Genomic DNA, 23729 nt, shown 5'->3' with positions numbered 1-23729 from the left:
GGGGTCCAGCCCCAGCGTGATTTGGTTCATGCCCCTATCTTCTCCTCACTTCACGCCGTTTGCCAGTTCAACGGGAGGGAGGTTTTGCAGACCTTCCCTAGCTGGCCGTTAGCCGGGCAACCCAAGAGCGGCTTCCACGAGTGCTGGTCTCAGGCATTCAATTGGGGAGAGCCAGACTTCACAGGATCGACGGTCCTCGACCTCTGGAACTTCCACGGAAAAACCCAGCTCATCGAACATGGAGTACTGAAGGCAAATCAGGTAAAGCTGGATGACTTGAAGTTCGACGGCGAAGAACCAGGCGTTGACGGCATGACGCGCAAGCACCGTCAGTGGTACGTCTGCCAGCCAGCATGGCCAGGTGGCGGCGAATACTACTTCGACGGCGAAGGCTATTTAAATGCAAGGGCTGGATGGAAGTTCCCTTTGCATTGCATCGACTTTGAGACAAGCGCTGTGGCAATCCCCTTCGCGAGTGGTCGGCATCCGTACGAGATCACCGCCTTCCAGTTTTCGCATCATGTCGTCCACGAAGATGGCTGGGTGGAGCACCGGAGTGAGTGGCTCTGTGCCAAACCTGGTGTCGATCCGAACATTGATTTCGTCCGTGCGCTACGCGATGCCCTCAGCAACGATGATGGGACGATTTTTCGATGGTCCGCGCACGAGAACACCGTGCTAAACAAGCTGCGTGAAGAGTTGCTTGCGTCGGCTGCGCCTCCCCCAGACAAGGACGCGCTGGTGAGCTTCATCGAATCCATCACGTCTAGGTCGGTGTCGCCTAAGGAGAAGGCTCACGGGCTCAGGACCATGGTCGACCTTTGCGACATCGCAGAGAAGTTCTACTTCCACCCCTCCACAAAGGGCAGCAACTCCCTGAAAAAAGTGCTCCCAGCGCTGATGAATGGTTCGACCGCGCTGCGCGAAACCTACAGTAAGGCGAACTACGGCGGCGAGGGTGTCAGCTTGAACTTTGTGGAGCCCATCGCCTGGTGGCAGGAACGCGATGGCCAAGTGATGGACCCGTACGCGCTTTTACCTCCGGTATTCGATGACGTTTCGCGCGATGAGACCGATGCAGCCGATGAAGGCCTGTCCGAGGAATTGAAGGAAGGTGGCGCAGCAATGGCCGCCTACGCTCGGCTCCAGTTCGAGGATCTGTCTGATATTCGCCGCGCAAGCATCGAGAGCGCCCTACTTCGATACTGCGAGCTGGACACGCTGGCGATGGTGATGGCAATCCAAGCATGGGACCACATGGCGGCTGCCACCTCCAGGACCTGACTTGGGCAGTGCAAGCGTCTGTTCTGTCGTTTTTTAGGCCTTGGCTCTAGCTTGATAGAACGACTTACACGACGCTGAGCTCGTCGTCAGGGAAAGCGCCTCACGCCCACCCAAGTGCTGAAAATACATGCTTTGCCGCGCTGTCTTCGGTTCGAGCGTGCAGCCCGCCCTGCAGTAGCTCGCGGCTTCGGTTAGCCCTGTCCATGAAACTCGTGGCATGGTCCCCACTGATGCCGCTCGCCACATTGCCTCCGGTCCGAGCGAGATCGGGAACAGTCATACCAAAGACTCCGCTGATGGTGATGCCGAGCCTGGCATTCCCGATCTGAAGGAAGTCGCTGCGGAACTGCACGACGAAGTCGAAGAAGCCCAAGACGCAATCCTGCAGGGTCTTCTGGGGTGCTGCAGTGAATGCTGTAACTGCGATGGTTTCGATGACGAAAGAGCGCACTTGGGCCGTTGCGGGCAGTGACCTGTTCCATGCCTTCAAGAGTTTTATTGCCGGCACTGCCCAGCCATCGCACAGCTGATTGGCCTTCGTCAGCGCCGTGTGGTGCAGCTGGGGCGAGGACTTGATCCAGGCATCGTCCTTGCGGTCGCCGACCCAGATGTAGTCGCTCCCCGGTATCTCGATAGCCGGAACGCAGTCGATATCGATGTGCGAAAGCTCCAACCTAATGGAGCGACGCTGCGTAAAGGCTGAGGACTTTTCGTAGCGGTAGCGAACCGCGTCCGCGAACGAGCGAAGAACAACGCTGGGTTTGGGCCGCGTTGCAAAAAACCCCGTTTCCCACTTGGACTCATCGATCAAGAAGATGATGTCCACGTCGCCCAGCGGATTCACCGCGGTGCCTCTGACATAGCTACCGCTCAAGAAGCTACTGAGGATTCGGTTATCGATGACGCCCGTGTCCATAAGCTCACGCAAGTACTTGTGACTGGCACTTGCGGCCTTCTTCTGAGTCGCCGTCGGCTCAACTTTGCACGCCATGCCTCTGAGAAGTCCCTCGATATTCCTCACGTTCAACCCCGGATAAGTTGCGTCACTAGATCGATCAGGACTTCTGCTCTAGGTACCGGCAGCCATGGTGAGCGAGGGGACGTAGCCGCCGCCACGCTCGCCGTCGAAGTCGAACTCGTACAACGTTACTGGCTTCAAAACCTTGATATGCCTGCCGAGGAAAAACGCAAAGCTGTATGGCGCCGCCATGAACAGATGCAATTCAGGGCGAACTGCGGTGCCCGCTCCAGACCTCAGATCCTTCAGGTGGTTAGCCAGTCGGTCTGCCAGTTGATCGGCGTGGGCGCCATTCAACACTGCAGCCTGTGATGCGCCACTCGCGAGGCTTGCCACCACCAAGCGGCCAACGCTCGGCTTGCCCAGGAGATCGGCACGAACTTGTTGTTCCGTGGTCCGGGTGATGGACACTGCTACAGCCACCTCGGCCCCGCCGGTTTCCAGGTCAAATTCACTGAACGTCCAGCTCGGCCAGGTGGGGTCTACAGGCACGTCATCGGCAGCCCAGATGGCAGCACCGCCACGAGTGCGCTGCTCGAGCTCCACAATTTTTCCAGACTTGGTGTCCAACACGGTCCCCGCGGCGAACGCAAGGGTCAGGTGGGTGTCCATCGCGAGGCGAAGTCGCTGCTCCTTCTGCCCAGCTGAACGAATGAATGCGTTCAGCTTTGGCAGGAGGTCCTTTTCCCACGTGAACTCGGGCCTCATGTAGCGGTCGGAGAACTCAGGCAAAAGATTGAGAACCTCATCGCAGCGCGCCTCCAGGCGGTCGAAGCCATGCTCAAACGACTTGACGCCGAAGACCTTCGCCGGTGGCGGCGCCTGGTCTGCGAACAACTTTTCGTCCCAGCAAGCCTGGCGGAACGACTTGGCGTCGAATTCGTTTCGGCCTTGTGCCAGCCAGTCGTATGGCAGTTGGTCATAGCTCGTCGAACTGGTTCCTGGCTCGCTCGGCTTGAGGCCATACGAGTGCAGGGCCTCATTCATGCGCAGTCGGAAATCATCCAATGACTCCGACACAGAGGTAAGCGCGAGCCTTTCGCAGAACGCGCGTAGCTCTGTCTCATCAACCTTGAGATGCTGCTTCCACGCTTCTCGCGCCAACCAGTACCTGCTCTGTTTCGTCGAGCCCTGGAAGAACTCATCGAGCTTCAATGTGTGGTGCTGCTGCTCAACCAGTTTGTGGAGAACATCGTCCAGATGAACGCGGTGGTTGGTCATGAGTCGGATGCGTGAAGCAAAGCCTCCGGACTCGTCAGACAGGTGGGCATCTCGAGCACGCTGCAGCAGCGACGTTGTCGTGGCACCGGAGTACTTGGGGTCCGTGAGGTCCACATGCGTGAACGTGCCGTTGCCTACATGCCATTTGCACTGGAACCGTTCCACCTGCAGCCGCCGGCCAAACTGATCCAGCGGCCCCCGACTCGGGTCGTACTCCACCCAAACGTCATCAAAGCCTCGGGGACCAGACTCAAAGCCCACTCGACGGACGGCTGTAGTGGAGCTCAACAGCTTGGCCGCATAGGTCCAGAAGATGCGCGCTTGGAAGGCATGACCGTATCGAGTTGTGTTGACTGCCTGTGTCATCTGTCTTCAAGCATTTGATTAAGTAATGCTCAGGTGAGCGGGAACATCGGGCCGAACAGGTCTCGCCAAGCACGCAGCGCCTCTCCGTTCTTACCTTGTCGGACAAGATGGATGGCATGGTCGGCCGCCCTTGCTGCAGCCGTCAGCAGCTTTTTCGCCCGCTCGACGCGGGCAGCGTCCATCGACCCACTGATGGGCGGACCAAGCTTCGCCGGGTCTTCCCACGTGTCGCCGATGCGGTCTGCAAGAGTGGCAAAGAAGGACTGAATCTCTCGGTCGAACTGCCCTCCCCAGCCGCCGTGCAGGCACTCGAGCGCCATCACCTCGATGAGGAACGAAGGCTTCACCGGCTTCTCACCATGCTTCGGATTGTTGTTCCAATACTTCACCATCCTCACTAGCCCCTTCCACTCGCTGGAGTAGGCCTGGTGAGCGTCTACTGCCTTCTGCGCGTGAATCTTGGGGTTGGTCTTGATCCACTTGCCAGTGTCACCATCCGGGATCTCGTAGTTGTCGCCGCAGGCGAATGCAGGTACGACATCGATGCTCAACACCTTGTAGTCGGTCTTGTCTTCGTCCTTGATCTCAACGCCGAAGTCGACGTTGATGGAGCGGCTCTGCCTGCGAACAGCCTTCTCGCCATACTTCGCGACCAGCGCCGCCTTGTAGTCATCAAGCACGACGCCAGCAGCCTTATCGTGGTAGTGCCGCTCGGTCTGCTTCATCGGAAAGAAGATGTCGATGTCCTTGAGTGGCTTGGTCTTCGTGTGTCTCTTGTACGACCCCGTCAAGAAGTCGCCTTCTATGGCGAACTTGGTGTGCAAATAGTCCCGTACCTCTGTGTGCTTGGCCGACGCGTTGTCTTGCTCCTTCTGGTTCAGCTCCAGGCGGCTCTTGAACTTGCGGAATGCTTCATTCACCGTGAGAGTCATTTTGGTCTCCAGTAGCTCATGTTTGCGCTCAGGCCGTTGTGCTCAACGCCAGTACCGATGCCCTGACGCACCATGCCGTCGGTTGACCTGAAGTCGGTGGCGGACCACCCTTCAACGTCAGGCCGTCCCGACTTGTTCTTCACCACGACCCTGTACAGAGCCTCGGCCGGATGCAGTCCCAGCTTCTGGATGGCGTAGCGAATCGCGTCGGTATCGACCCAGAAGTTGCCTGCGTCTGAAGACCATGCATAAGAGACCGCAATATCCCAGCGCCGGATGAGGGCGTCGGTCTTGGGGTGGTAAATCTCAAGAGTCACAGACTCAAGGTACTCGGTCTCGATCCACCGCTTGATGCCGGCATGTAGGACCTTGTGGTCACCAGCCAGCTTCTGTGGATCAAGGCCGCTATGGACAAGCACGTCCTTGAAGCTCTTCAGGATGTTGTCGGTAACGTAGCTGACCGAGTGCGCATAGGAATGAACGGCAACGGTAGTCATGACTTCAGGAACTCGCTGGCGTCGAAGGAAAAGTCGGCGGCTGCCTTCTTGGAGTCCTCTGTGGAGTCCGAGCCCAGCTTAGAAGCCATGTCACGAGCGGTGATGCGCGTGCTCTTTGCCTTCAGCGCGCGTTCGACCCAGGCCAGATCGTCCTTCGGACACGGCAGCGAGATGAACCACTCGCCCTCCAAGGGGTCGAACCCCAGCGAGTCCTCTTTGGCGTCGCTGCCGTCGATGGCGTCCTCGTTGTACAGACAATAGATGCGCGTTCGCGGGCCTTTGCACTCGACGACGATGGCGGCATCCTTGGGCGCCATGTCCGTGAGGATGGAGCTGGCGATGCCGGCGACGGACAGCAGCTCGTCTCGCTTGGCTCCGGATTTCCCCTGGGTCAGCAAGTCGACGACGAAGTCCCATGTCTCGACGGAGTCTCTGTGCGGTGATCCGCGGACCACGCGCTTCACCACAGTAGCGTTGCTCATTGCTTACCTTTCGGGCGCGCGGCCTTGGCGAGGGCTACAGCTGACTGAATATCGGCCAGGGTCAGCTTCGCGGGGGCCACCGCCACTTCTTTGCGCGAAGCGAGCGCGTTGGCTACAACCTTGCGAATCGTTCGACCGTCCAAGCCAACCGTGTCAGCGACCAACCGCTTGAAGCCGGCCTCGTGAGGCAGCTTTTCGATGCCCTTGAAAATCTCGCCCAGTTCCGTCAGGCATTCGGTCAGGATCTGCTCACAGGCATCACGGTTGGGGAGCGGAACCTCGAGCACCAGATCGCAGCGCGAGGTGAACGCAGCATCTATTGCCTGAGGGAAATTGCTGGTCGCGATGAACAGGATGTTGTTGAACTGCTCTGCCAGGGCGTCCAGCTGAACGAGGACCGCGTCGGTAGCTCGCATGACATCGACCGGGTTGGCGTCCATGCTGAGCTTTGAGCGGTCGACCGCCAGAGTTTCGACTTCGTCCAGCAGGACGATGGTCGGGCCGCGCATTGCCGCTTCAGCGATCGTCTGCGAGAACAGCTCAGAAACCGCCTTCTGCGTCTTGCCCATCATGGCGCTTCCGAGTGCGTGAGGGTCAACCTCCAGCAGCGTGAAGCCCGCCTTCGACATCAGCGCGGCTACCTCGTTTGCCAAGCCTCGCGCCAGCGAGGTCTTGCCCGTCCCCGGCGGCCCGACGAGCAGGATGGCGCCGTGCAGCGGTAGCACGGTACGCTTGACCTTCGGACGGACGGTGAAGTTGACGATCGCTTGCGAGACGAGGCGAGATTTGATGCCGTCGTCGACAACGATCGAGTTCCACAGATCTGCCAGGCCCCTATCAGGCAGCTTGACGATACGGTGGATGCCCTTGGGAGCTTCGGAATGGTTCGACATCAAGGTGTTTCGCAGTTCGAAGGAGGCGGTCCGCGCCGGGCCGTTTATGCGTTCAGGAAGCGGTCAAGCTGCTTCCCTTTGAGCGAAAGGAAGAAGCCCAGCAGTCCCAACCCGATGACAAGGACGAATGAGATCGGGTGCTCGGGAACCCACCAGGTCGTCACGCTGGGCAACACCTCAGCCAGCGTCAATGCCGGGCGGCGCTGCATTGCGGCCGGCACGGCGGTGATGACGTGCCCGACGAAGCCAAACATGCACCAGCACACCGCCACGTTGGTCAGAAATTGGCCCGCGCCCCGCAGCCGCCCACGCTGATAGAAGTAGTTAACAAACAGATCAAGCACCATCGGCCCCTGTAAACCCGCCTCACTCACATCACCACGATGCCAGTTTTAGACGGTGTGATTACTATACATAGTCATTATGATTAGGTCAAAGGGTTTTTGCGATGAGGTTCGAGCGGCGAGATAGGTATCATTCGTGGATGGAATCCCAGACCAGCCCAAACACGGCGCCGTCCTTAGAGGCCCTGACCCGAGTACAACGAGAGCGGCTGTCGCACATCGACTTCACCCTGTTCTTTCTTGGCGAGCTCAGACGAGCAGACGTTATCTCCAAGTTCGAGACCGCACCGGCTGGCGCCACCCGAGATATCGCTATGTATCGAGGTCTGGCCCCAGACAACCTAGATTTCGACAGCACGGGCAAGCTCTACCGGCCAAGCTCGAAGTTCAAGCCGCTGTTTGACCACCCTCCGCTACGCGTGCTGGCGACGCTCTCCCAGGGATTCAGCTTGGTCCAGGACGTAATGAGCGCGCCCGTCATCCCCTGCGAGTTCCCCGCCACCCTCAGCGCTCCCTCGGTCGAGGTCCTTGCTCCCATCACCCGTGCAATTCACCGGGGTAAAGCCGTCTCACTGGCGTACCACTCGGTGAGCAGCGGCAAGACTCGTCGAGAGATCGTGCCACTAGCGCTGGTCGACAACGGGGTTCGCTGGCATGTCCGCGCCTTCGACCGTCTGAGGAAGCACTTCACCGACTTCGTTCCGACGCGGATGGAAGACGTAGAGGTGCTCGAAACCAGCCCAATTGGCCGGGAAGAACGCGCAGACCAGGATGACCAGTGGAGCCGCATCATTGAGTTGAAGCTAGTGCCTCATCCAAACCACCCTCGTCCAGAGATAGTCCAAATGGACTATCCGATGCAAGACGGCGTCTTTACGGTCAAAGTCCGCTCAGCCAACGCGGGCTACATGCTCAGACGATGGAACGTGGACTGCTCCCCGGATCATCACCTCCAAGGTCTTGAGTACGCGCTTTGGCTTCAAGATCCTTTGTCTCTCTACGGATCCTCCAACGCAACAATCGCGCCGGGTTATGAGCCTCCGAGGATCCAGCTGGTGGAGCGAAGAACTGACGGACAGGCAACTGAGGCACCTTAGCCTGAGCTCGGGCGGCACTACACGTTCGATACGGACCGTGTCTTCCGCAAGGACGGCTTAATCTGGGGGCACGCAGAGCGAGAGGTGCCCCAGGCCGCCGCGGCCGTCCTCACAAGGAACAGGATGCTCCAGAGCAAGCATGGTGCGCTCTATGGCCTCCGCACCCTCGGGTGCAGCCAGGCAAGATTCGAAGCTAGGTCAAGGCGGGTCGCGAGTGACCGCAGGAGAAGCCTTCTTCTTCACTGGCAAAAACGGCGCGCGGCGACCTCGCCCTTGAATTACATGTAACCGCTTATGTCGCAGTGAGCCTCGGAGCTCTCGCCGTACTACCTTTGCTCCCCAGTCTCTCGCCCGGCCGCCGTTTCGCGGTCATGTCGGTTTTCCGCGAAATCATCAACCGGAGCACTCAGGCAAGCTACGCGTTGGGCAGCGCCAGACGCGAGGTGTCGCCGTCGCCCTCTTCGTGCACGTCACGCCCGGCATTCAAGCGCGCAATGTCTTCCAGCGTGATGTCACCGGTTACGTACACGCCATCGAAAGGCGATGCGTCAAAACCGGTGAGCTTGGGGTTGAGCGAACCGATGGCCTGCGTCATCGCATCCAGGTCCTGGTAGATCAATGCATCGCAGCCGATGCTCTCGCGGACCTCTTCCACCGTGCGGTTGTGCGCCACCAATTCGTCGGTTGTTGGCATGTCGATTCCGTAAACGTTCGGATATCGCACTGGAGGCGCAGCACTGGCCAGGTACACCTTTCGGGCGCCGGCGTCGCGCGCCATCTGCACGATCTCCCGGCTGGTGGTTCCGCGCACGATGGAGTCGTCCACCAGCAGCACGTTGCGGCCCTTGAACTCGCTGCCGATCACGTTGAGCTTCTGGCGCACCGATTTTTTTCGAACGCCCTGCCCCGGCATGATGAAAGTGCGGCCGACGTATCGGTTCTTCACAAAGCCTTCGCGGTACGGCAGTCCTAGCAACTGGGCCAGCTCCATGGCGCTCGGGCGAGATGTCTCTGGAATCGGAATGACCACGTCGATGTCACTCGGCCGCACGGTGGAGACCACACGCTTGGCCAGAGTCACACCCATGTTCAGCCTGGCCTGATAGACCGAGATGCCGTCCAGCACCGAGTCGGGTCGGGCCAGATAGACGAACTCAAAAATGCAGGGGTTGTGGCTGACCTTATCGGCGCACTGCTGAAAGTGCACCTTGCCTTCCATTTCGACAAACACCGCTTCACCGGGCAGCACGTCGCGGTCGAGCTCGAACCCGTTGCCTTCGAGTGCCACCGATTCGCTGGCGACCATCACACTGCCCTGGTCGTTGTGGCCCACACACAGCGGGCGGATGCCGAACGGATCGCGAAAGGCCAGCAGGCCGTGGCCTGCGATCATCGCTACCACTGCGTATGAACCCTTGACGCGCTGATGCACGCCGCGCACAGCGGCAAACACGTCGGCCGGCTTCAAGGTGATGCCGCGCGTGACCTTCTCCAGTTCGTGCGCCAGCACGTTGAGCAGCACTTCCGAGTCGCTCTCTGTGTTGATGTGGCGGTGGTCAGTTTGAAACAGTTCTTGCTTCAGCGCCTTCGCATTGGTCAAGTTGCCGTTGTGCACCAGCACCAGGCCGAAGGGCGCGTTCACGTAGAAGGGCTGCGCCTCTTCTTCGCTATAGGCGTTTCCCGCCGTGGGATAGCGCACCTGACCCAGTCCGCAGATGCCGGGCAGCGTACGCATGTTGCGGGTTCGAAACACGTCACGCACCATGCCCTTGGCCTTGTGCATGAAGAACTTGCGTCCCTGCTGGGTGACGATGCCGGCCGCATCCTGGCCGCGATGCTGCAGCAGCAGCAAGGCGTCGTAAATCAGTTGGTTGACTGGCGTTTTGCTGACCACACCCACGATTCCACACATGTTTCGATCCCTCAAAAAATCAAACCGTTCTAAGCAACATTTCGGGCCACTGGCTCTGGTAACAAGTGCTTGATGGCATGCTCCGTGACCACCCTGCCTCAGGCGCCCCCGCCTCTCTTGAACGAGGCGATCGCCACGGCACGCGCGTCTTTGGGAATTTCGATGGTCATGCGTCGGAGCCCCGGGAGATTTTGCTCAGCCGACCCATTGGCGAGCATTGCGCCACATCTGCGTCCAGGCGCTCGGGGCGGTCGGGTCCTGGTCGGTCCAGCTCATCTGGATGTTGCGAAACACGCGCTCGGGGTGCGGCATCATGGCCGTGAAGCGGCCGTCGGCCGTGGTCACGGCGGTCAGGCCGCCCGGACTGCCGTTGGGGTTGAATGGGTAGGCCTCGGTGGCTGCGCCGGTGTTGTCGGTGAAGCGCATCGCGGCGATGGCCTTGGTCGCGTCGCCCCGATGATGGAAGTTGGCATAACCCTCGCCATGGGCGACGGCGATCGGCAGGCGGCTGCCGGCCATGCCCTGCAGGAACAGGCTGGGCGATTCGAGCACCTCCACCATCGAAAGCCGCGCCTCGAAGCGCTCGCTCTGGTTGGTGGTGAAACGCGGCCAGGCCTCGGCGCCGGGAATGATGTCGGCCAGCTCGGCGAACATCTGGCAGCCGTTGCAGACACCCAGAGCGAAGGTGTCGGTGCGCGCAAAGAAACCCTGGAACTGCGCCGACAGCCCGGGGTTGAAGGTGATGCTGCGCGCCCAGCCGATGCCGGCACCCAGCGTGTCGCCGTAGCTGAAGCCGCCGCAGGCGACCACGCCCTTGAAGTCGGCCAGTTTCGCGCGGCCGGTCTGCAGGTCGGTCATGTGCACGTCGTAGGCCTCGAAGCCGGCCTGGGTAAAGGCATAGGCCGTCTCCACATGCGAATTCACACCCTGCTCGCGCAGGATAGCTACCCGCGGCCGCGTTAGATTGAGAAACGGCGCGGCCACGTTGTCGTTTAGGTCGAAGCTCAGCTTTGTGTGCAGGCCCGGGTCTTCGGGCCGGCCGGCGGCCGCGTGTTCGGCGTCGGCGCAGGCCGGGTTGTCGCGCTGCTGGTTGATCTTCCAGCTCACCCTGTCCCAGACCTGGTGCAGGTCGAACAGGCTGGCCGAGAACACGGCCTTGCCTTCGCGCCAGACCTGCAGTTGTCCCTTGCCCGCCTCGATTGCCGAATTGGCCGGGCATGTCTTGCCGACAAAGTGGCTGTGTTTGTTCAACCCATGTTCGCGCAGGGTTTGCATCACCGCGTTGCGGTCGTCGGTTTTGACCTGCAGCAGCACGCCCAACTCTTCGCTGAACAGCGCCTTGAGCGTGAGTTCCTCGCGCCGCGCGCTGACCTGGCCGGCCCAGTTCTTGGCGTCGCCCATCTCGGCGCGGCTGTCGCTGATGCCGTCGCCTTCGGTGACCAGCAGGTCCACGTTGAGCGCCACGCCCACGTGGCCGGCAAAGGCCATCTCGGCCGCGGCGGCCAGCAGGCCACCGTCGCTTCGGTCGTGGTAGGCCAGGATCTGGCCTTGCGCGCGCAGGGCGTTGACCCCGTTGACCAGGCTCACCAGGTCCTTGGCGTCGTCGAGATCCGGCGCCTCGCCACCACCCTGCCCCAGCACCTGGGCCAGCACGCTGCCGCCCATGCGGTGGCGGCCCTTGCCGAGGTCGATCAGCACCAGCGTGGTGTCTTCGAGGGCGTTGTTCAACTGCGGCGTGAGCGTGCCGCGCACGTCGGCCAGCGTGGCGAAGGCGCTCACGATCAGGCTGACCGGCGAGGTCACCTTCTTCGTGTCACCGCCCTCTTTCCACTGCGTGCGCATGGACAGGCTGTCCTTGCCCACGGGAATCGAAATACCCAGCGCCGGGCAGAGCTCCATGCCGACCGCTTTCACGGTCTCGTACAGCGCAGCGTCTTCGCCCGGTTCACCACAGGCGGCCATCCAGTTGGCGGAGAGCTTCACGCGCGGCAGTTCGATCGGCGCGGCCAGCAGGTTGGTGATGGCCTCGGCCACCGCCATGCGGCCAGAAGCCGCGGCGTCGAGCGCGGCCAGCGGCGTGCGCTCGCCCATGCTCATGGCCTCGCCCGCGAAGCCTTTGAAATCAGCCAGAGTCACGGCGCAGTCCGCCACCGGCACCTGCCAGGGGCCGACCATCTGGTCGCGGTGCGACAGTCCGCCCACGGTGCGGTCACCGATGGTGATGAGGAAACGCTTGGAGGCCACCGTCGGGTGGCTCAGCACGTCGATCACGGCTTTCTGCAGGTCCACACCGGTGAGGTCCAGGGGCGCCGGCGCGCGGGCCACGGTCTGGACGTCGCGGTGCATCTTGGGCGGTTTGCCCAGCAGCACGTTCATCGGCATGTCGACCGGGCTCTGCTGGGCTTCATCGGCCAGCACCAGCTGGCGTTCTTCGGTGGCGACGCCGATCACGGAAAACGGGCAGCGCTCGCGCTCGCAGAAGCCTTTGAACACCTCAAGCGACTCGGGTGCGATCGCCAGCACGTAACGCTCCTGGCTTTCGTTGCACCAGATTTCCTTGGGCGCCAGGCCACTTTCTTCCAGCGGCACGGCGCGCAGGTCGAAGCGCGCCCCGCGTCCCGCGTCGTTGGTCAGTTCGGGGAAGGCGTTCGACAGGCCGCCTGCGCCCACGTCGTGGATCGCCAGGATGGGGTTGTTCGCGCCCTGCTGCCAGCAGTGGTTGATGACCTCCTGCGCGCGGCGTTCGATCTCGGGGTTGCCGCGCTGCACGGAATCGAAATCGAGCGAAGCGGCGTTGGTGCCGGTGGCCATGGAGCTGGCCGCGCTGCCACCCATGCCGATCTTCATGCCCGGGCCACCAAGCTGGATCAGCAGCGAACCGGCCGGGAACTCGATCTTCTCCGTCTGCGTCGCGTCGATCACGCCGACGCCGCCCGCGATCATGATGGGCTTGTGGTAACCGCGCTGCACGCCGTCCACCGACAGCTCGTACTCGCGGAAGTAGCCCAGCAGATTGGGCCGGCCGAACTCGTTGTTGAAGGCCGCGCCGCCCAGCGGGCCCTCGGTCATGATCTGCAGCGGGCTGGCGATGTGCTCGGGCTTGCCGCCCGGCTGGTCGGAGAGGCCACCCCAGAGCTTGCCGACGGTGAAGCCAGTGAGACCCGCCTTGGGTTTGGAGCCGCGGCCGGTCGCGCCCTCGTCGCGGATCTCACCGCCCGCGCCGGTGGAGGCACCGGGAAATGGGGAAATCGCGGTCGGGTGGTTGTGCGTTTCCACCTTCATAAGCACATGGTGCGTGGCGGTTTCGGCCGCATAGGCCGGCGAAGCCTCACCGCCGGCACGGGCCACGAAGCGCTCGACCACGCTGCCTTCCATGATGGAGGCGTTGTCCGAGTAGGCGACCACGGTGTGCTGCGGCGCCAGCTGGTGGGTGTGACGGATCATGCCGAACAGGCTCTTGTCCTGCGCCACGCCGTCGATGGTGAACTGCGCGTTGAAGATCTTGTGGCGGCAGTGCTCGCTGTTGGCCTGCGCGAACATCATCAGTTCGACGTCGGTCGGGTTGCGCTTCAGGCCGGTGAACGCGGTCACGAGGTAATCGATCTCGTCGTCGGCCAGGGCCAGGCCCCAGTCGGTGTTGGCGCGCTCCAGCGCGGAGCGCCCGCCACCGAGCACGTCCACCTGCTCCATCGGCGAGGCGTGCAGTTCGGTGAACAGGGCCTGCGCCTGGCTGCGGTCGAACGAGACGTTTTCCGTCATGCGGTCGTGCAGCAGATCGGCGACAGCGCGCAACTGGTCGTCCGACAGGCTGGCCTTCTTGCCCAGCAGGCCGGACTTGAGGTCGACGCGGTACTCGACCAGGCGCTCCACCCGGTGCAGCGCCAGGCCGCAGTTGTGGGCGATGTCGGTGGCCTTGGACGCCCAGGGCGAGACCGTACCCAGGCGAGGCATCACCAGCAGGGCTGGCGCGCCGGCCTCTTCCAGCTTCAGGTGGGCCGGGGTGCTGGGTTCACCGTAGGTCAGCAGCTCGCCCACGCGCCGCAGCGTCGCCGCGTCGGGCTCGCCGTCGAAGCTCGCGAGGTGCACGAAGCGGGCCGAGAGGCCGGTGATCTTGTCGGAAATGCCCGCGAGACGGGGCAGGAGCTGCTGGACTTTGAAGTCGCTGACGGCGTTGCCGCCTTCAAAAAAGCGCAGGTGCAGGGACACGTTGGGAGCCTGAGGTGCGTAGACCCGGGGGAGGCGCGGGCGGAGTCGAGATTTTATGCGCGCGACCTATAGAGTCATCGCCCTCGATGCCTTGCGCCACAGGGGTCGAAGGGACAATCGTGTGCACCTGAGCATCACCTCCAAAGACGAGGCATGCACCATAGGCATGTAGGTGCCCCCTCCTGGCCTCCGAAGTAGAAACTATTTCACGCTGCGGATGTAGCAGGGCGCAAGCACTCTGAAGATCGGCAGACTTGCGGGAGAGGCTTGCCGCGCGCTTGGTCTGCCGTCTACGAATACAACTGGAGGCTCCGCAACACCTGTCCCGCGCGCAAATTGGCTCGCCGCCTTGGACATCGCGCGCACCAAGAATCCGCTATTTACGTACTTCCCGCTAGTGACTGGCACGTGCATCAGGTCGAGCCGTTCACGCGACTCGCCGACCGCACGTGACATTTGCCATGCAAATAGATGGCTTGAGCAACTCAGCGGGGCACTGCTGGCCCCCGCCGCACCTGCAGGCGGGTACTCCGATATCAGGGACGGCGTCCCCGGAACTCCCTTGGAACATCATCGACAACATTGACTTGAGAGACGTATTCCCTTTGGCCTCATCTAGACAGCGAAGTCATTCGTTGCATCACGCACATACCTTCCGCCGTTGACCGAGAACCACTCTGACCGCATGTAGATTGCATCAGACTGGGGGTTGGCAGGGCCGACAAGTTCGTACACCTTTCCACTCGCCGTCACAGCTCGACGCGACAGTGGGTCATATATCAGGACTGCTGAACTGGCACGTGACTTACCAGTGGCCGCACGATGTCCGACCAAGTGCGTGGAAAAAGGCTTGGCCTCATTGGACCATCCGCAGATGAACGCGGACCACTCCGTCAGATAGATTTGCGGCACTTCCAGTACCGCCGCCCGTACCCACGTCTGCTCCATAGACCGCCTCCTCGCTTCCTGATCACGACACTCTTTGAGCCACTCCGCACGCCCAACGCAGCTTGCTTGGGCATGCGAGCCGAGGTCACTCAGCAATTGTCCAAATCCCACATTCAATGCCTTCATATCGTATACGATATGTTCATTGGACGCTGAGACTGAACTGAGCGGCGACTGGAAGGGCAAGGCTCATGACGAACAAGCCCAGCGGAACACGGCTATGTGCCATTCGGTCACGCCTTCGGCACGCCGGTGCCGCGACGAGACATCGCTCGATTCGCCTCGCGCCTATGCACACTGAGAGGTTTAGATGCAAATGGAATGGCTACTGCGAGCACCAAGATGCGCGAACGGGAGTAGGCCCCTGATGAAAGAGTGCTAGTTGAGCAGCCATGACTCCAAGAGGCCGTACGTTCCTGCTTCAACGCCGCAGAGCGCAGACGTGGTGCTTTATCTCGATCTCGATGGCGTCGTTCAGCATGAAGCGGTGCTCTATCACCCCAAGCGAGGCATCTACATGAGCCCGATACAGACGGGGCGCGTCTTGTTTGAATGGATACCCATTCTCGAGGGGATTCTTCGACCGTACCCGGATGTAGCGTTGGTCCTGAGCAGCACTTGGTGCATTCGCCCTGGATATGCGAAGACGCTGGAACGTCTGCCCTCCTCGCTTGGATCACGATTCATCGGAGGGACTTATCACCGTCGCATCCACGGTGCTGACCCGGCCTCGCTCTCAGTATTTCGAGACACCGCCAGGGGGCTGCAGGTTTGGGAAGATGTCCAACGCAGAAAGCCTCGCCAATGGCTTGCTCTTGACGACGACGTGTCTGACTGGCCGCACTGGGCTCGGGAACACCTAGTCGCATGCGACGGAACCACGGGGCTTTCAGATTTCAACGTACAGGCGGAACTCGCAACCAAGCTCGCAAGATGTCATGAAGCATTGAGCGGCATCCAAGGGACCCAACCATGAGCCTGCGGCCCATCATCATGTTGGACTTCGACGAAGTGATTGTCTTGAATCGTCCGGAAGACGTGGGGGGCTTCGACGCGATCTCAGCAGATTCGCCGCCTGGTTTCTGGAAGCGCCTTTTTCACGAGCCGGCGATGACGACCTTGAAGGAAGCCATTGCAATGCATCACGCACGCGTAGTCATCACGACGAGCTGGCTGCGGTTCTTGGGGCGGGACGGGTTCGAGCACATCTTTAGACAAACGGAGCTCGATGTTCTTTCCAACAGTCTTCATGATTGTTGGGAAGCCCCCCAAAATCGAGGGGAGACTCGTGCACAAGCAATTGACAGGTGGCTGGCCGTCAACCATCGAGGAGAGCCATACGTCATCCTTGATGATGAGATCTCAGGTACCGGCCTGCGCAAGTCCATTCACGACAAGAGTAAGAGGGTCATCCTTTGTAGAGTTGACGTCGGTCTTCACGTGGGTCACTTGCCCATAATCCATGCTGCTCTGCTCAAGGCGCCGTAGCCAGGAAGTGCCCAGATGAAAGATGATTTTCCTCCAGGCGTCTTTGAAAGGCCCCCTGACTATCCGCCAGAGCGCGTCGCGCTTGTCAGGAAGAATATAGGGATGAGCCAGGCAGCGTTCGCAGCGGTGATGAACGTCAGTGTCTCGACGTTTCGAAGATGGGAGTCGCCTACCGCTGGCAAGCGTCCGCGAGGGGCGGCTGCCAGGTTGCTTCAGATCGTCGAGGTCAAAGGGCTTTGATGCCTAGCCTCCTGAACTATCTGAAATATGCAAGAGAACCGCAGCTTCTATATAGATCGCGCGGTGGATCTGGAAATTGCCAGACTCTGCATGCAGCAACATGCCGTGGGAGCTGAGTTGCTTCGTCAGTTACTCCAGGCGGCATTGCAATCAGTCATGACTGGCACGGTGGCCATAGAGTCACTGAGCGTAGTGAAAGGCACCGACTTGGACGAACGTGCGAGCAATGAACGGGTGCTTCGGACTGCCTACTTGGACAGGGAGTTTGACGACTTCGTTCGGAAAATGGCCTTTGATCTGGGATGTAGCAAGAGTGAGCTTGTGTGCTGCGTCATCGGACTGAGGTTTCAAGCCGCCCCACATACAACGCACATACAAGGAACGTAGCTAGATGCTCCTTTCTCTGCGTAGCGGGTTTCATCACGAGACGAGGCTTCGACGCAACTCATCGAGTAACCATCGTCCCGCAAAGCCAAGCACACGATCACGCCTGTGTGCCGCGTAGATGATCAGTCCTTCGGGCGGAGTGGGATCTTCGTGAACCTCGATCGCGGTGAGCTCCCCGGCGGCGATCATTGGCGCCACGAGGTGATCAGGCATGCGGCACCAACCGAATCCCGCCAAAAGAAAATCGAATCGACGACCGAGATCGACAAATCGCCAAAGTCTAGTGCCGGCCACCCCGTAATTTGCGCTGTCCGGGTCGACCGGATCCGACAGGACCAATTGGACATACGGAGCGAGATCGCTCTCTGTCGCCGGACGTCCTAACAAAGCAAGAGGGTGGCCAGGCGCAACGACCGCATGCATTCGAGCGCGCAGCAACGGATAGGCAGCAATGTCATCAGGGACGCCAGGCAGCAGCAAGCACAGGGCAATGGCTGCCGAACCACTGCGAAGCCGCCGTAATGAACCGCCCAGCCCTTCAGTCGAAAAATGCACCGGGAGATCGGGAAAGGTTTCACTCAGCGCGCGCAAGCTGCCAATCAGCGGTGCGGTTGGCACCAGGGGATCGATCGCAATCGTCAACTCTGGCTCTACACCCGCGCGCGTACTGGCTGCAATGGCCTCGAAACGAGTGGCACTTGCGAGCACCGACCGAGCTTGATCGACCAGTACACGCCCCACATCAGTCAGGCGCGGTCGGTGCCCTCGGCGGTCAAACAGTTCAACGCCCTGGATTGCCTCGAGATTGCTGACGGCTTGACTAATCGCCGACTGCGCACGCCTAAGTTCGCGGCCGGCGGCTGAAAAACTGCCGGCCTCGGCAATGGCCACGAGGACGCGCAACTGGTCGAGGGTGAGACTTCCAATCATTGTCCATCTCCAAAACTGATTAAAAGTATCACATTTTCATCGCTTCCGGTGAAGCATTTCGGCCCCTAAATTACTGCTACGACTCCACTTGTAGTTCTGCGCGGCAGTTGCTGAAGCTTTTCAGCCCATCCAGCGGCAGCCCGTGTATTGCTCACCCATTCCGAAAGAAAGAACCCTCAGATGAACAAGCTTCTCGTTGTCGAGACCAGCCCACGCGGCGACCGGTCCGTCTCGCGTCAAATGACCCAACGCTTCCTTACGGCATGGCGCACTGCGAATCCGGAAGGTCACATCGTGCATCGCGATCTCGCCAATCCCGGGCTCTGTTTCGTTACAGCGCCTTGGCTCCAAGCCTACTTCACACCGCCCGCAGATCAATCGCAAGCGATGAAAGAGGAGCTTCGACTGTCCGATGAACTGGTCGCCGAACTCCTTGTGGCTGAGCACCTTGTCATCTCGACACCGGTCTACAACTACAACGTCCCGGCCTCGCTTAAGGCATGGGTGGATCACATCGTACGCAAGGGCATGACGCTCGGCTTTGACGGGCGGGGTCTTGTCAAAGGAAAGAAGGCGACCTTGTTGATGGCTTCTGGCGGCGTCTATTCCGAGGGATCGCCAATAAAGGATCGCGACATCGCGACGCAATACCTTCGGCTCATCCTCGGAGTTATCGGCATCGAGGACGTCACTGTGGTGGCGGGCGGCGGGGCGAAAGCCGTCGACCTGCGTGAGCTGCGTATTTCGGTCGCTGCTGGACACTCATTTCGGTTTCTCTTGGACAGCGGGAACGGCGGGAGATGGACACCCAGTTCGACACTCGTGGACACGCACAATGTGCTGCCAGTAGGCGTTGACGCTGCGGCGCCCAGTTGCCATGTTGGTTTGCCGGGCAGGTGCGCGGCCGGCTAGACTTCACCAATCGGCCAGAAACAGCCATTCCTTTTTCGGAGGTAAGCGTGATGCAATCGGTATCGCCTGACGTCGAAACTCGGGCGTCGAGGGCGGCCTCGTACCATCCGTTGTGGGCACAAGCAACTGCGCATGCGTACTGTGCGACTGATGTGTCCGTTGAGGCCGTGAACCTCATCGGGCGTATGCGCTCATTGACGGACACAACGCGTGAAGAGCTACTGAAGGCGCTCTTGACCGAAAACTCGGTCTTGGTTGTGAGCTGTTGGACCTCCGAGAAACAGCCAGAACCGCTTGCGGGCGGTGGCAAGCATTATGTGTTCTTGCTACACCCCGATTCCTTTCAAGTTCTGCATGCTGGAATTGGAACCTGGCGGGCTTAGCCAGGAGTCCACTTCGGGCCCATCAGGGACATTCGAGCTCTTGATGCCAACGTGTCGAAGCTGACGTTCAAACATTGAGCAACTAGGGAGACTCTGCTATGGCGCCCTCAACCCCCACGCCACGCCGCTTCGCGATGATCCGCAGCTTTCATCTTGCCGACTTCATCACACTGGGCAATGCCGCCTGCGGCGTTTTGTCTGTGTTCCTGGCGATGATGTACATGGCCAGCGGCTCGCTTACGCACTTTCTGCTGTCGGCCGCAATGACACCGCTGGCCTTCGTCTTCGACGTCTTCGACGGGAAGGTGGCGCGCTGGCGTCACCAGCATTCGCCGCTGGGCCGGGAGCTCGATTCGCTGGCCGACGTCATCTCCTTCGGCGTCGGCCCGGCAGCGCTGGGCTTTGCCGCGGGGCTGCAGAGCGGTTGGGACATCGTCATCCTGTGCTACTTCGTCTGCTGCGGCGTCAGCCGGTTGGCGCGCTTCAACGTCACGGCCGAACACCTGACCACCGACTCGGGCAAGGTGGCCTACTTTGAAGGCACGCCGATCCCCACCAGCGTGATCCTCACTGCATTGCTGTCATGGGCCGCCTGGCAGGGAGCGCTGGGAGCGCAACTGTGGGGAGGAGTATGGCAACTTGGGCCCTGGCAGTTGCACCCCATGAGCCTGCTGTTCGCGCTGTCGGGCACGGCCATGATCAGCAAGACCGTGCGCATCCCCAAGTTCTGACCAGTTTGCGGCTACATCCAGCACCACGTCGTTGGAGGCGATGCCAGGAAGCTGCCTGCGTAAACGGCAGCAAATGGCCGATTCCTGAAGTCTAGCCTTGGAGCTGGCGATCGGCTACCTATCAATATGGGAACGCCAGCTTGGCTCAGTTTTGCGATGGCTGCAGCCGCTCTGCAGCTGTAGGAACAGGCCGCCCCATTGCAAGGTAACGACCAGGAAAGCGCGACCTTATCAGCCAGGATTCAGAGCAGCTCGCCCTCTGATCTTGCGCATCGATTCGCCCTTCAGCTGGACCCGATGAGCTTGATGCACCACGCGATCAAGAACCGCATCCGCGACGGTTGGATCTGGGAAGAAACCGTGCCAAGTGTCCGCGGGGTACTGACTGGTCAGAAGCAGAGATCCCGTGCGCATGCGCCGGTCGGCAACATCGAGCAAGACCTGCGCTGCGGTTGGGGACATTTCCCCGATTCCAAAGTCATCAAGGATTAGCAGGTTGGGTTTGTAGAGGGCCGTTTTGAGTTTTGGCAGCGAGGCATCGAGCACCGCTTGACCGATGCTGGTGAAGAGGTCGTTGGCCACGTAGAAGGCCACGGTCATGCCCAGCCGACAGGCCTGGTGGCCGAACGCCGACGCTAGCCAGGTTTTACCCACACCCGTGGGCCCGAGGATCATGAGGTTCTGCTTTCGCGCGATCCAGCTGCAATTGGCCAACGTTGACATCAGCGCCTTGTCCAGCCCTCGACTTGCACGCGCGTCATAGTCTTCAAATGCGGCAATTTCCGGAAAGCCGGCCGATTTCACGAGGCGGTTGAGCTTGCGGGAATTCCGGGTGGAGACTTCCGACTCAAGAAGCAAACCGAAGCGATCGTCAAACGCAAGCTGTTGCAGCTTGGCCTGCTCTTGCTGGAGTTCATAGGCTGTCGCCATGGCGTTCAGGCGCAGTTCGCGCAACTTGTTCAAGTTCTGGGTATTGGTGCTCATGTTTAATCTCCGAAGTATTGGGCGCCGCGCAGGTTGTCGTGCTCCATGCGGGGCGGTGGCGTGGCAGGACGGGGCCGCAGGTCCGCCTGGTTGGTCAGGATCGAAGTGATGCTGCGCAGCGAAGTGATGTTCAGCGGGAGTGCGTAGCGGCAGACGGACTCGAAGCGATCCTCGCCATGGTCCCGCGCCAGATCTCGCATGCGTCGGGCAGCGCGCATGCCATTTGCGGGATCGCGCCGCTCGTTGAGGTGGTAGCCGATCATTTCCTGAGCACTGACGCCCACCGCAGTGGCCCATTGCATCAGCGCCTTGGGCTCGCCTTCCAGAACCCGCTGGTGGGCCACAGGCCGGTGTTCAGGAAGCGTGGTGCTGTTGCCCGGCTCAGTGAGCAGCGCGTGCAACGCTACCCGGCGGCCACCTCGAAACACCTCCACCATGGACGCGGTGATGCGCAGATCGACGCGTTCTCCAGCCAGCTGAGAGGGAACTGAGTAAAAGCAGCGCAGGTGCTCTACATGGTGGTCATTGCCCACGCGGACTTGATAGCGCCAGTCGCACAACTCGAAGCGCTTTTGCACAAGCGGCTTGAGCGTAGCGCGTTCATCGCTTTCAAACCTGCTGCGCCGACAGCCTGGCAGTTTCTTGAACGGATGATCGTTGAGCTCGTGGTTCAACCGGCGCAGCTCCTTGTTGAGCTCGTCGATGCTGAAGAACACCCGATCGCGCAGTTTGAACAGTATCCAGCGCTGCGCGATCTGCACGCCCACCTCTGCTTTGGATTTGTCCTTTGGGCGCCTTGGCCTGGCGGGTGCAGGAGCGGTGTCGTAGTGGTGGAGGCAGTCGCGGTAGGTCGGGTTGATAACCAACTCATCGCGGCTGCGGCGCCAGACAGCGGCCTTGAGGTTGTCACTGACCACCCAGCACGGTGCCCCCTCCAAGAACTCAAAGCACTCGACGTGGCACTGCACCCAGTCACCAGTCGTCTGGGTGGGGACGGCGTGCACAAAGGTGTAGTTGGAGTAGCCGAGCACCGCGATGAAGATTTGAGCAAACCGAGAGGGGCCGCCAGCAGGGTCTCGGATCTCCACGGTCCTGCCAGCGAAGTCCACAAACAACTTGTCGCCTGGCCGGTGTACTCGGCGCATGACTACGTGAAGATTCTTTCTCCAGGCCCGGTATCCGACCGCGAACTGGGTGTAGGCCACCCCTTCGGGGCATGTTTCCCTCCACTCGCGCCACAGCTGCTCCATGGTCGCATCGGGGCGTTGCATTTCCGTGTGCACCCACTGCCAGTCGGGCAGAGGTTTCCGCTGCGCAATGGAGCGATCGCGCGTGCCCAGGGTGTCTCGCCACTGATCGTCGTCAAGCGGCGCTATCGCTGACCATTCGTGCCCCTGCTTTCGCAGCATTCGGCGGAAGCTGCCGATCGTGGAAGGCGACATGCCCACGGTGCCGGCGATGGCGCGGTCAGAACTGTTGGGATCGTAATAGTGCAAGCGGGCGATTTCCCGCTGCAGGTGAATTGGAATGCGCATGGACTCACTTCTTGCCCAGCGCGGGAGGACGCGCTGCAAGGACGAGTTTGCCCAGCACGCCCAGCACTTGACGTGCCGAACGCTGCGACCGATACTCCATGCCACGAGATCTTTCCAAATCTTGCTGGCCTCGGCCGGACAAAAAGCCTGAGCTGCAACTCGGGCTTTTTCGTTTCTGGACGTGTAGTTTTTTTGCTCGGTGAGGCTCCTGGTTGCTGTTGATATGACGGCGCGATGCCATCGACATTGCGCGCGTTGTCGATATCCCCGTCCACGTTGCCGAAACAAGTGTCCACGTCGCCGAAAGAAACGTTTGGGCCGTCAAAACGGCAAGCTCGACACTTGGATCGGCACGCCGAATGCGGGGATCGGCCATCGTACGAAAGTCGATCAGGCCAAACTACTGGGCTATCTGGACACTTGAAATGCCGCTGTACCTCGACGACGCAGTGCCGCCACCCATGCCCCGAGCTTTCCTGGACGTTCTGCTCGATGGATACACGTCCTTCGGCGATGAGGCCGTGAACCCAGCCATGGTCATCGGCCTGCTGCGCGAACGCTTGCTGCCGCTCTTGCCGGACGTGCACAAGTCACTATTTGATCTACGGGGGCAGACCAGTTGGGATAGCCTCTGGATCCTCTACGCGAACCTTGCTACCGCCAGTGGTGGCACTGACAAGCAGCTCGGGGCAAGCGCAGCTGTTGTGAGCATCTTCGTGCGGCACACCACTCGACCACCGCGCGAGGTTGAGTTTCCTGCTCACCTGGAATTGGCGTCATTCGCGCGGATGGCTGACGTGCTCGGTCTGCCCAAGGCACATCCACACGTGGGCGCACAAGAAGTCGCTACGCCGCTCTACGCATTCTGTCGGTACTGCTGGCTGCCGCAGCGCTCGCGCGGCGTGTGCGAGAACCATTCCACCAACTCCACGTCTCGGG

General features: G+C 60.7%; 20 protein-coding genes. 7 read left to right on the top strand and 13 right to left on the bottom strand.

The genetic code is table 11. The features are described 5' to 3' along the window. On the top strand, positions 1–1284 hold a 1284-nt coding region (locus ACN4F8_RS12325), incomplete at its 5' end, for a DUF2779 domain-containing protein (RefSeq protein ID WP_419473862.1). Positions 1285–1384: 100 nt separating this feature from the next. Here the strand turns inward: ACN4F8_RS12325 and ACN4F8_RS12320 are convergent. From ACN4F8_RS12320 to ACN4F8_RS12290, 7 genes are all read right to left on the bottom strand, one after another. Continuing rightward, positions 1385–2275: an SMODS domain-containing nucleotidyltransferase gene (locus ACN4F8_RS12320; RefSeq protein ID WP_026437810.1), complete on the bottom strand. Its 891-nt coding sequence runs from the start codon at positions 2273–2275 to the stop codon at positions 1385–1387. A gap of 78 nt (positions 2276–2353) precedes the next feature. Then, the gene (locus ACN4F8_RS12315; RefSeq protein WP_419473861.1) at positions 2354–3523 is read right to left on the bottom strand and encodes an SAVED domain-containing protein; all 1170 of its coding nucleotides are present in this window, start codon (positions 3521–3523) and stop codon (positions 2354–2356) included. Positions 3524–3918: 395 nt separating this feature from the next. Beyond that, complete coding sequence (locus ACN4F8_RS12310) at positions 3919–4821, bottom strand: CBASS oligonucleotide cyclase (RefSeq protein WP_034713347.1); 903 nt, start codon at positions 4819–4821, stop codon at positions 3919–3921. Continuing rightward, positions 4818–5318 carry a hypothetical protein gene (locus ACN4F8_RS12305; protein WP_026437712.1) on the bottom strand — a complete coding sequence of 167 codons (501 nt, stop codon included), beginning with the start codon at positions 5316–5318 and terminating at the stop codon, positions 4818–4820. The genes ACN4F8_RS12310 and ACN4F8_RS12305 overlap by 4 nt, the downstream gene beginning before the upstream one ends. Beyond that, positions 5315–5800 (bottom strand): hypothetical protein, encoded by a 486-nt coding sequence (locus ACN4F8_RS12300; protein ID WP_026437713.1) that lies wholly within the window; start codon positions 5798–5800, stop codon positions 5315–5317. The genes ACN4F8_RS12305 and ACN4F8_RS12300 overlap by 4 nt, the downstream gene beginning before the upstream one ends. Beyond that, the gene (locus ACN4F8_RS12295; RefSeq protein ID WP_026437714.1) at positions 5797–6693 is read right to left on the bottom strand and encodes an AAA family ATPase; all 897 of its coding nucleotides are present in this window, start codon (positions 6691–6693) and stop codon (positions 5797–5799) included. The genes ACN4F8_RS12300 and ACN4F8_RS12295 overlap by 4 nt, the downstream gene beginning before the upstream one ends. A gap of 44 nt (positions 6694–6737) precedes the next feature. After that, positions 6738–7040 (bottom strand): hypothetical protein, encoded by a 303-nt coding sequence (locus ACN4F8_RS12290; protein WP_026437715.1) that lies wholly within the window; start codon positions 7038–7040, stop codon positions 6738–6740. Between the two features lie 137 nt (positions 7041–7177). Between ACN4F8_RS12290 and ACN4F8_RS12285 the strand changes: the two genes are divergently transcribed. Beyond that, the gene (locus ACN4F8_RS12285) at positions 7178–8134 is read left to right on the top strand and encodes a WYL domain-containing protein (RefSeq protein ID WP_034713353.1); all 957 of its coding nucleotides are present in this window, start codon (positions 7178–7180) and stop codon (positions 8132–8134) included. Positions 8135–8549: 415 nt separating this feature from the next. Here ACN4F8_RS12285 and purF read toward each other — a convergent pair whose 3' ends face one another. Next, a complete protein-coding gene (gene purF, locus ACN4F8_RS12280) occupies positions 8550–10046 on the bottom strand; it encodes an amidophosphoribosyltransferase (RefSeq protein WP_026437716.1) in 1497 nt (498 codons plus the stop codon). Positions 10047–10241: 195 nt separating this feature from the next. Further along, positions 10242–14252, bottom strand: coding sequence for a phosphoribosylformylglycinamidine synthase (purL, locus tag ACN4F8_RS12275; RefSeq protein ID WP_026437717.1), 4011 nt, complete (start codon positions 14250–14252; stop codon positions 10242–10244). Positions 14253–15642: 1390 nt separating this feature from the next. On the opposite strand from purL, the gene ACN4F8_RS12270 reads away from it, so the two are divergent. Next, positions 15643–16176 (top strand): HAD domain-containing protein, encoded by a 534-nt coding sequence (locus tag ACN4F8_RS12270; protein ID WP_081679736.1) that lies wholly within the window; start codon positions 15643–15645, stop codon positions 16174–16176. After that, positions 16173–16688 (top strand): HAD domain-containing protein, encoded by a 516-nt coding sequence (locus ACN4F8_RS12265; RefSeq protein ID WP_026437720.1) that lies wholly within the window; start codon positions 16173–16175, stop codon positions 16686–16688. Before ACN4F8_RS12270 ends, ACN4F8_RS12265 begins: the two co-directional genes overlap by 4 nt. A gap of 660 nt (positions 16689–17348) precedes the next feature. On the opposite strand, the gene ACN4F8_RS12260 is transcribed toward ACN4F8_RS12265, so the two are convergent. After that, positions 17349–18245, bottom strand: coding sequence for a LysR family transcriptional regulator (locus tag ACN4F8_RS12260; RefSeq protein ID WP_251708768.1), 897 nt, complete (start codon positions 18243–18245; stop codon positions 17349–17351). Positions 18246–18425: 180 nt separating this feature from the next. Here ACN4F8_RS12260 and ACN4F8_RS12255 point away from each other — a divergent pair, with 180 nt between their 5' ends. Together ACN4F8_RS12255 and ACN4F8_RS12250 are read left to right on the top strand one after the other, a co-directional pair. After that, complete coding sequence (locus ACN4F8_RS12255; protein WP_081679744.1) at positions 18426–19157, top strand: FMN-dependent NADH-azoreductase; 732 nt, start codon at positions 18426–18428, stop codon at positions 19155–19157. Between the two features lie 481 nt (positions 19158–19638). After that, entirely contained in the window at positions 19639–20271 is a 633-nt protein-coding gene (locus ACN4F8_RS12250) for a CDP-alcohol phosphatidyltransferase family protein (protein WP_026437512.1), read from the top strand. A gap of 231 nt (positions 20272–20502) precedes the next feature. Here the strand turns inward: ACN4F8_RS12250 and istB are convergent, their stop codons facing one another. Genes istB through ACN4F8_RS12235 form a run of 3 tightly spaced genes read right to left on the bottom strand, consistent with a single transcriptional unit; the run spans position 20503 to position 23166 of the window. After that, positions 20503–21255 carry an IS21-like element helper ATPase IstB gene (gene istB / locus ACN4F8_RS12245; protein WP_026437513.1) on the bottom strand — a complete coding sequence of 251 codons (753 nt, stop codon included), beginning with the start codon at positions 21253–21255 and terminating at the stop codon, positions 20503–20505. A 2-nt stretch (positions 21256–21257) separates the two neighbouring features. Beyond that, the gene (gene istA, locus ACN4F8_RS12240; protein ID WP_419473860.1) at positions 21258–22790 is read right to left on the bottom strand and encodes an IS21 family transposase; all 1533 of its coding nucleotides are present in this window, start codon (positions 22788–22790) and stop codon (positions 21258–21260) included. Between the two features lie 4 nt (positions 22791–22794). Next, the gene (locus ACN4F8_RS12235) at positions 22795–23166 is read right to left on the bottom strand and encodes a hypothetical protein (protein ID WP_419473859.1); all 372 of its coding nucleotides are present in this window, start codon (positions 23164–23166) and stop codon (positions 22795–22797) included. Between the two features lie 49 nt (positions 23167–23215). On the opposite strand from ACN4F8_RS12235, the gene ACN4F8_RS12230 reads away from it, so the two are divergent. Next, the coding region (locus ACN4F8_RS12230; RefSeq protein ID WP_419473858.1) for a hypothetical protein at positions 23216–23729 on the top strand (514 nt) is incomplete at its 3' end.

Origin of the sequence: Hydrogenophaga sp., from assembly GCF_048549895.1 — a bacterium.
In the GTDB taxonomy this organism is placed as follows: Bacteria; Pseudomonadota; Gammaproteobacteria; order Burkholderiales; family Burkholderiaceae_C; genus Hydrogenophaga.
Note: the sequence above shows the minus strand (reverse complement) of the source record. Positions and strands in the feature narration are given on the sequence as shown.